We start from the raw sequence: 1,420 nt of genomic DNA on the forward strand, positions 1-1,420 counted from the left end.
GACCACGACGGCCTGACCGTGCTCAGCTCGGACGTCGTCGCCCTGCGTCGGCAGCTGCCCGAGTGGGCCGGGGACGCCGTGCCCGGGCCGTTCGCGGTGCCGGCCCCGCAGGCCCCGCCGCCCGCCAAGATCCAGCTGTCCTCAGGTCTGGTGGTCTCGCTCAACCGGCCCGTGCTGCTCGGGCGCGCACCGCAGGTCTCGCGGGTCACGAACAGCCAGCTGCCGCGGCTCGTCACGGTCGCGAGCCCCAACCAGGACATCTCCCGCACCCACGCCGAGGTACGGATGGACGGCGAGGACGTGCTGGTCACCGACCTGCGTTCGACCAACGGGGTCCTGCTCCTGCGCCAGAACGCGGGCCCGCAGCGACTGCACCCGGGTGAGCCGACGGTCGTCGAGCCCGGCGTGGTCGTCGACCTGGGTGAGGGAGTGACCTTCATCGTGGAGCGGGGCACGTGAGCAGCCGCCGCGAGCCGTCGGCCCCTCCGGCGATCCCCGGGTACGAGCCGGCCCACCTGCTCGGCATGGGCGGCTTCGCGGACGTCTTCCTCTACACCCAGCAGATGCCACGACGCTCGGTCGCGGTCAAGGTGCTGCTCGCGAGCCACCTGAGCGACGAGGTCCGCGGGCGGTTCCGCACCGAGGCCGACCTCATGGCACAGCTGTCCCACCACCCGTCGATCGTGACGATCTACCACGCCGACGTCGCGGCCGACGGTCGCCCCTACCTGGTGATGGAGTACTGCTCGCGGGCCGGGCTGGGCGAGCGCTACCGCACCGAGCGGATGGGTGTGGCCGAGGTGCTGCGGCTCGGGACCCGGTTGGCGTCCGCGGTCGAGACCGCGCACCGGGCCGGCATCCTGCACCGGGACATCAAGCCGGCCAACGTGCTGATCACCGACTTCGGCTGGCCGGCGCTGACCGACTTCGGGATCGCGGCCACCACCCTCGCCTCGGGGGCCGCCACGGGGATGTCCATCCCCTGGTCCCCGCCGGAGATGCTCGTCGAGGACCCGACCGGCGACGTCCGCTCGGACGTGTACTCCCTGGCCGCGACGGTCTACTCGCTGCTGGCCCGCAGGTCGCCCTTCGAGGTGCCGGACGGCTCGAACACCGCGGCGGACCTCATCATGCGGATCGAGCGGTCGCCGCTGAGCGCGACCGGGCGCGGTGACGTGCCGGAGAGCCTCCAGGCCGTCCTGGCCCGGGCGATGGACCGCAACCCTGAGCGCCGGCACCACTCGGCGCTGGCCTTCGCGCGGGCGCTGCAGCAGGTCGAGGCCGAGCTGCTGCTGCCCCTGACCCCCCTCGACCTGCCCGAGGACGTCACCTCGGCCGTCCCGGGCGGGCCCGACGGCGACGCGGCCCGGGAGGTCTCCGACGGCGAGCGGGACGGCCAGGGCGACCAGGCCACGCGGCT

2 protein-coding genes are annotated in these 1,420 nt (G+C 73.8%); both read left to right on the forward strand.

Annotation, left to right across the window (positions count from 1 at the left end; all coding sequences use genetic code 11):
• A partial coding sequence (locus tag L0B03_RS17875; RefSeq protein ID WP_250448356.1) for an FHA domain-containing protein occupies positions 1 to 459 on the forward strand: 459 nt, incomplete at its 5' end.
• Positions 456 to 1,420: serine/threonine-protein kinase (locus tag L0B03_RS17880; RefSeq protein WP_250448358.1), on the forward strand; the 965-nt coding region annotated here is incomplete at its 3' end. The genes L0B03_RS17875 and L0B03_RS17880, both read left to right, overlap by 4 nt.

Origin of the sequence: Actinotalea sp. C106 (assembly GCF_023630195.1) — a bacterium.
In the GTDB taxonomy this organism is placed as follows: Bacteria; Actinomycetota; Actinomycetes; order Actinomycetales; family Cellulomonadaceae; genus Actinotalea.